Source organism: Treponema vincentii F0403, assembly GCF_000412995.1.
In the GTDB taxonomy this organism is placed as follows: domain Bacteria; phylum Spirochaetota; class Spirochaetia; order Treponematales; family Treponemataceae; genus Treponema; species Treponema vincentii.
In genome coordinates, this window is the sequence record NZ_KE332512.1 from 912,682 (window position 1) to 920,050 (window position 7,369).

The following is a 7,369-nucleotide window of genomic DNA, read 5'->3' on the forward strand; positions in this document are numbered from 1 at the left end:
CGAAACGGCACGCATTTTAAAACAATTAGGCGATTCCGTACAAAAGATAGCACAGGCAACCGGTCTCTCCCAAGCAGAGGTGGAAGCGATAAAATCGTAACATACCCGGAAGTTTTTCACGATTATATTTCTTTTTATTATTCATAAAATCTCCGGTATTTTACTACTCTACCTTTTAACAATCAATCCTAAAATTTTTTCCATTGGATCAAAATCTCTATCATTGTGTATTAATGGAAATCCGTTTTCTATACAAAATGTTGCGATTATAACATCTATTGTTTTTCTTACTGTGATGCCCTGCTTTCTCAATTTCCTATAATTATTTGCAGCTTGTATTGCAATTTCCTTTCCCAGAAAATCTCTGTATTCCAGACTATCCATAATGTGCTTTGCCATGAGGTATTCTCTATCGTTTTTAAATCCTTGTAAAAATTCAGTTATTATTATATCACCGGTTACGACTCTGTTACGGATTAATTCATTATCCAACATATCGGTATGAGGTGCATCAATCCCTTTTACATAATCAATCCAAACCGATGTATCTGCGACAATCATTTATCAAGCCTCATTTTTTCCAAATCACCATCCCAAAATAGTTTCCCGCGGAAATTTCTTATGCTTGCTTGATTTTTTAATGTTATTAAAAGTTTTAAAGCTTCTTCAACCGTTTCTTTTTTTGTTTTATAACCTGAAGCATGCAAAGCCTCATTCATTAAGGTATCATCAATAACAATATTTGTTCTCATAACAACTCCTCCTATGTGTATATTTTAATATAATTATACACATACTTTGATAAAAAAACAATATTATTATTGATCAATTATTCTGTTTCCGAAAGCCGAATTACCTTTAAGAAAATAAAAGCATTTTTCATTTCCTGATAAGATTGAACATCAATCAATACCGCGCGTGATTCTCCGTTTAATAAAACAAAAAAAGCCGATAAGCGAACGCCCACCGGCTTTTACGTTTTTACTTTCTGTCGACCTTTTTCCATTTATTCATCGAGCCATTTGCCGAACTCGATCGTGTTACCAAGGCAGCCGAGCACCGGCCGGCCGGCCGTATCAAAGCCGAAGTTTACCTTTTTGAACTTAAGTCCACCACCCTATGCAGGAGTAACAGTCGGTACGGTCATCATGCCCATTCTCCGGTTACAAAACCGTCCGCATCAACCATGGCTTGTACGGTTCCGATGCTGCTGGCTGCATCCATACCTTTTGCAACGGCAAGTTTTACCGTGTCGATACCGTAGCCTCCAAGCGGATCCTAACATCCGTTTAACTTGTAATCAGCCTTATTTCTGCCGCTATTAGGTTGACGTGGAGTCGGCTATTTATTCTTTTTATCCCTTGGGTATAGAATTAAATCATTCCACATTGTATGATATCCATCAATTAAAATTAATATTGAAGCATAGAAAAACAAAATTATTCCCCCCCCCCATATGATAAGCTTAATTATGTTACTATCTATTATTGACAGCTGATTTAATAATTGACAAGATAATGTCATGGAATCTTTTTTTTACCAATGAACAAATCAATTAGAAGGAATAAAATTACAGACATTACAATATTTGTTCTCCTAGATACTTCTTTTTCACATTTATAATATTCATTCACTCTATCTAATTTATATTGATTTTTTTCTAACAAGGCTTCACAGTAAAGTGAATAAACTTTTATATAATCAGCATCATCCTGTTGTTGTTTATTCATTTTTTTTAAGGTATTCCTACCCAATATTTTGAATAATAATTTATATATTCCAAATTTTATAAAAGGGATGATCAAAGAAACTATAAAACAAAAACTAATTATGTATTGGATCAGATACTTAATATTTTCGTGATTAATAATACTGATAAAATCGATTGATAGGATTGATTCCTCAAATTCAAATATTAAATAACTATCTAAAGATAAGATAAAAGCTAATAGCACATATAAATACTTTAAATCAAACAACTTACCGACTAACAATAAATTATTTTCGATTATTTCTTGATTATTTTTTTTCATACTATTTTTTTACCTCAGCCCAAAATACTCGACCAATATCCATTTAACTTGCTATGATATCCATCGATACTTTCTAATCATACCCAGCAGATACATCAATAGAGTTGTAAGGCCATTTCAATATTTGTTCAGAACCGTATTACCTCATTATAGTAATGACAGGCCGAAATGATTGTTAAATACTTACGGGGAATAAAACCAAGAGGAATTCGCTACAAAAGCTTCACATACTGGAGCTTTTTTTAAACCGTTAATCAATGAATGTGCAATATTTTCACCATGAACATCATTATCTGATGATGTTATTGGACTATATATAATCGATTGATGCCACGCATCGATTATCTGTGTGCTTCTTTTTGGATTAACTGGATTCCGAATTGCTTCACAAACATTAATTTGAATTATTCGTGTCTTTCCTTCAGCAATATGAAACGATGTCGATGGATCCGGTCTAAATAATTTCCAATCGCAAGAAAGATTCCTATCCATAAAAAGAGAAATCGGAATTTCTAGTTGTCCGTCTGGAAATGCTGCTGGATTACAATAGCGAAAAAGGATTTCTCCATCAGGTATTTCAGCATTCGGTTGGTAGTTCATTAAGTAGCCTATACTGAGAAATTATTTTATTAGCGTCCATATTTTCCGTAATTGAAGAATAGTAATCATAATACTTTAAATCAATATCAATGGTACCTTCATTAAATATTGAAACATACATAGCATTATTTTCATTGATATGTAACTCAAAACAAATTCCTCCGCTCGGTATAGGCCCTATAATTATTTTAGGGATTGGAAGATTTCTTTTGTTGAATATTAATCGCGTAAGATCTAATAGAAACCTTTTTCCAACAGAAAGAGAAGCTTGACTTGGAATTTCTGATTTACCATTAATCCAGTTTTTATTTAAACTAGAGAGACTATCGAGATATTTTTCTCTATTCATTAATAATCGAGCAAAATTTTGCTTTTCAACAATAGCCCAATTATCTTCTGTTTTAATTTTCTCGAAAAAAGAAATCTTTGAATTTTGGTAAATAGGTTCTAAATTATTGTCGAAAAAAGAAACCTTTGGACTTTGATAAATAGGTTTTAATCCATTTTCAAAAAAAGGAAGTTTCGAACTTCGGTAAATAGGTTCTAAATTATTCCCCAAAAAAGAAAAATTGGATAAAGTACTATTTAGAGTGATTGTTCCATTAAGTAAGTTTGTCATAACCATTCGCCCTTTAGATATTCAGTAAAAAGGCCATCAAAGATAAATGATTGTTTCTTATGAGCTTCTTCAAACCATGTTGGAAAAGTAAAACCTTGCAAATTTCCTCGTAATACAGTTTCTATTTTAATTACTTGACTTCCTTGTATTGAGGTGGCGGTATTAATATTAAGCAGTCCAAATCCGTTCAGATCACTATCTTCATAAGTATACCTAGCAAATAAATTATTGTAACCTTCTTTTGAAAAAATCGGTGGAGTAGAAATATTTATAATGTCCTTAACTTTGCTTAATTCAGGAATATATTTCTGCCATTCAATTCTATCTCCATAGGATAGGTCAACCATACTGATATCTTCATACATACCAATATCCAACGTTTTTTCAATAGTATCTAAAATACAAACAAATTGTCCATATACAGCATTATATCCTATGTAATTGCCAACAGGCTCTGAGTCATTTCTAATCCAGTTTAAATAGACACTGTTCGATTGAATTTGTAATAACCACTTATTATCAGAAGATCGACGGCGTAATAAAAAAGGTCCAGTTAATAACGGATCTAAATTTGAAACTAACTGGAATCCATCGAGATTTTCAATTACCAATGGTGAGAGTATTTCTAAGAATGGAAATCGATCTTTAAAATAACCATTCAAAACAAAAATATCATCAGAAGACAGCTTCTGTTTTGCATATACAACACCAAATATAACTTCTGAAATAGGAGCTTTTGAATATTTCATATAGTTCCTCTTTAATTATTCTATCATAATAATGCCTTATGATATAAAAACTAAAACAAAATCACTTCCGCATTGATCTGTTTCGAACCATTTATGACTATGACATTCTTTTGTCGATAACGTCCCGCAAGAGCAACCTTAACGCTACTTATATTATACCCAATAACTTGTTTTTTCAACTAGCTATTCTATTATTTTATTATTTCGTCCCCGCTTCCCACACCGTCTCAAAAACGCCTCATATTTCCGGCGCCACCGCCCGGCAAGCACTGCTCACCGGGATTTTGGTAACCATCTTATTACTCAAGTATTGCCGTTTCCAATCCTCCGGTTGTACCGTATCCAAGCATTACAGACTGTACGTTTGACGCATTCTTTTTGATACCTACACCAACCGTATAATCGAGCGGAATTTTTTTAGTAGGAATAGTCATTGCCTCCCATGTACCTGTGTATTTATCATTTTTTACACCGTCCGCAATATTTGCAGCAAGCTCATATTTGCCCTGATCATTCTTCTTAACTATAGGCTTGGTCTGTGCAAGATAGGCAACTCGAACGGAATTTGAAGTACGGGTAAACGAACTCATGTAGTAAGAAATATAGGGAACATATTTCTCCTCCGTTCCATCTTCAGTAACTGCTCCGGTAGTTTCATCGACCTTATACTTTTTAAATGTTGTTTTTGTGTCCGAAACTTCGATACTGATATTCGTACCGACCGACAAATAGCTATCCACAGAACATACTACCGGATTTGCATCGTATTTAGAAAGATACGCATACTTTAAGTCACCGTTTTGCGCAGAATAATACGCAATATGAATACCGCCGTCTTTATCTGCAACCAAGTCCACATACCACCCGACAAAGCCGGTATCAATAACCTTTACAGCAGACCAAGAGCTATAGCTGGACGCTGATGTGCTATATTTATACACCAGCCTTTGATTCTGTGAATCATACCATGCAACAATAGCTCTGCCGGCATCAGCCCCTTCAGGGACAACACCCACCGCTACATAGGGACCGGCAGTCTCTCCTGAAGCAATTTCAACCGCCCCGGCAGCAGAACCGCCGTTTGTGTTATTATGATTGCCTAACGCCCCGCCGAAAGTTAGCTGAGTATCGGTAGCAGGATTCCCGGAAACAGTACCGTATCTGAATTTTACCTGATTAGCGGAAGCATCATAATAGGCAGTATACACCTTGCCTGATCCGTTTGTTGCAATTTTGGGGCTTACAATACGGTTTGAGTTAAATACAGAACCGTTGAATGCATTTTCCAAAGCAACTTTCTTATAACCATCGCTATATGCCATGCGCGCATAAGGGGAGGTATCAGGATTTCTATCCTTACGCAAGATGTTATAATCATCATAATATGAAACAATTCCCGGCTTAGTTTTAGAGTTCCACGCATAAAAACCAAAGTTTGCATACGCTCCATTACTTTGATTTCCACTAGAACCGCTGTCACTGTTCATAGCTGCACCGTATATTTTACCGGTATTGTCAACTGCTATGCCTGTGTCGTACCACTGGGTAAAGGAATAGTCAATTCCAAAATCCGTTCCGTTTAAATTCATCTTTACCGCTTGAGCCCCGCTTCCGTATACAAAGCCTACGGTTTGACCGGAGTCTTTACCAATACGCATTGTCGGATACCGAACGCCTGTATCAGTATTTACTGCATTAAACTTCCACACATGCAGCTTTGTGTCATCATTCAAGAGGTCGTTGTTTGCATTATTGGGCTGCATATTGTAGACGGCGTTGCTGTTTATGTTATTAATACTTTTAACACTGTCTACCGTAACATCCAACTCTCCCGATTGAGCAGAGCTGCTCAATTTAACCTTAATTTCATTTGTAGTCGGAGTACCGCTAATTGTTCCGATAGATACAGGTACGGTCGGACTACCGCCGGATTTTAAGTTAAAGCCCTTCACGGTTATTGTTTCATCATTCCGTACAGGATATGCACCTGTTGCCGATCTATTAAATACGGATGGGTTGGAACTATATGCAGTATTTAATTTGGTCGTTATCCCCGTAATATACGGCACGACATCCACCTTGCGTGTTTTTTCAGCGGCATTGGTCTGGGCTGTATCTTTTACCTTTATCGCAATGGTTTTATCAAGGCCGACGCCGCCGCTTATCTTTGCGGTGTTCCAATCGAGCTGCCACTTAACGGTATGGCCGGTTTCCACACTAAAGTCACTCGAGACAATACTGAAATGCCATCCGTCTGTACCAAAGTTCCCTGTATCCGAGAACGAACCCGACGTATAAGTCGCAAGCTTCGTTTCCGCTCCTTCAGCTGCTCCGGCTATGCCGGTAAACGTAAAGTCGTCGATTTTTGCCCAAATTTCCGTGATAACCTGATCGTCATGGGCAGTACCGGTAATGCTGATTTTGCCGGAAACCTTATCGTCGCTGTCCATAAGTCCGCTTGAAGCCGAAAAATTGCTCGGCAAATCGGTTCCTATTTCGATGTGTCCGTTATCGCGGCTGTTTCCGTATAGGCTGTTTTCGCTTTCGGAAACCCACTTAAACGGGTCTATCGTATTGGTTGGTGCAACTCTGTCCTTCGTATCGACGATAACGTCAAGGGTAAGTTCCGCCTCCCAGTTATTGGAATCCCGGATTGTCAAAAGCAGCTTACGCTTTTTCGGAGTCGTATCAAGATTTTCACTTTGACCTATTTTAGTAAAATCGGCTGCACCCAATTCAATGACTCCGGTTGTGGGTAACTCTGTCAATCCTTTTACAGACATACCGTTTGTTACACATTTCAACGTGTACTTCTTAGTACCGCTTCCGCCGCCGGTTACGATTTTAATTTGAGACTTATCATTTTTAAACCTAAACTCACCCGCATCGGCTTTACCGTGCCAATCGTATTTTTCACTGTCGATACCATCAGGATTTGCTGCGTTATATGTCAGCGCCAATGTTTTCGTTTCAACCGTGGAACCGGCATTTGCAATAGTTTCGTTCCGGTTAAGGTCCGTTCCCAGCTCTACAGAACTTATCGTTAAAGAATTCTTTTTAAGCTTGACACCTACTTCAATGGGAGCGTGCTCATTATTTGCACGGTCAATCGGTGTAATAACGATTTTTCCCGCACCGTCTGCAAAGCTGTTTACATTAATCTCACCCTTCCATGTTACAAAGTTGACATCGCCGTTACCGACATCCGTTTGCACGCCGCTCGGAAACTCTAAAGTCACTTCGGTTGCAGAAGGATCGTCATATTTTACTTTAACCTTTTCAACTCCCGCGCCTACGTCGTATGCGGCTCCGAATACGCCAACCTTGCCGCTGCCATCCGGCCGCAAATATTCAATAGGGCTGTAGAT

At 37.4% G+C, this 7,369-nt stretch carries 7 protein-coding genes; all 7 read right to left on the reverse strand.

What is annotated here, in order from left to right; translation table 11 throughout:
- Positions 1-168 precede the first annotated feature (168 nt).
- Positions 169-561 (reverse strand): type II toxin-antitoxin system VapC family toxin, encoded by a 393-nt coding sequence (gene vapC / locus HMPREF1222_RS04085; RefSeq protein ID WP_016518333.1) that lies wholly within the window; start codon positions 559-561, stop codon positions 169-171.
- Positions 558-752: a type II toxin-antitoxin system VapB family antitoxin gene (locus tag HMPREF1222_RS04090; RefSeq protein ID WP_006188519.1), complete on the reverse strand. Its 195-nt coding sequence runs from the start codon at positions 750-752 to the stop codon at positions 558-560. Before HMPREF1222_RS04090 ends, vapC begins: the two co-directional genes overlap by 4 nt.
- A 768-nt stretch (positions 753-1,520) precedes the next feature.
- Positions 1,521-2,033 carry a hypothetical protein gene (locus HMPREF1222_RS04100; RefSeq protein ID WP_016518334.1) on the reverse strand — a complete coding sequence of 171 codons (513 nt, stop codon included), beginning with the start codon at positions 2,031-2,033 and terminating at the stop codon, positions 1,521-1,523.
- Positions 2,034-2,216: 183 nt separating this feature from the next.
- On the reverse strand, positions 2,217-2,633 hold the full coding sequence (locus HMPREF1222_RS12705; protein WP_016518335.1) for a hypothetical protein: 417 nt from the start codon (positions 2,631-2,633) through the stop codon (positions 2,217-2,219).
- A complete protein-coding gene (locus HMPREF1222_RS04105) occupies positions 2,611-3,252 on the reverse strand; it encodes a hypothetical protein (protein ID WP_016518336.1) in 642 nt (213 codons plus the stop codon). Before HMPREF1222_RS04105 ends, HMPREF1222_RS12705 begins: the two co-directional genes overlap by 23 nt.
- Positions 3,249-4,001, reverse strand: coding sequence for a TIGR04255 family protein (locus HMPREF1222_RS04110; protein WP_016518337.1), 753 nt, complete (start codon positions 3,999-4,001; stop codon positions 3,249-3,251). The genes HMPREF1222_RS04105 and HMPREF1222_RS04110 overlap by 4 nt, the downstream gene beginning before the upstream one ends.
- Before the next feature lie 299 nt (positions 4,002-4,300).
- Positions 4,301-7,369, reverse strand: a 3,069-nt coding sequence (locus HMPREF1222_RS04115) for a hypothetical protein (protein ID WP_038076494.1), incomplete at its 5' end; no start/stop codon positions are given.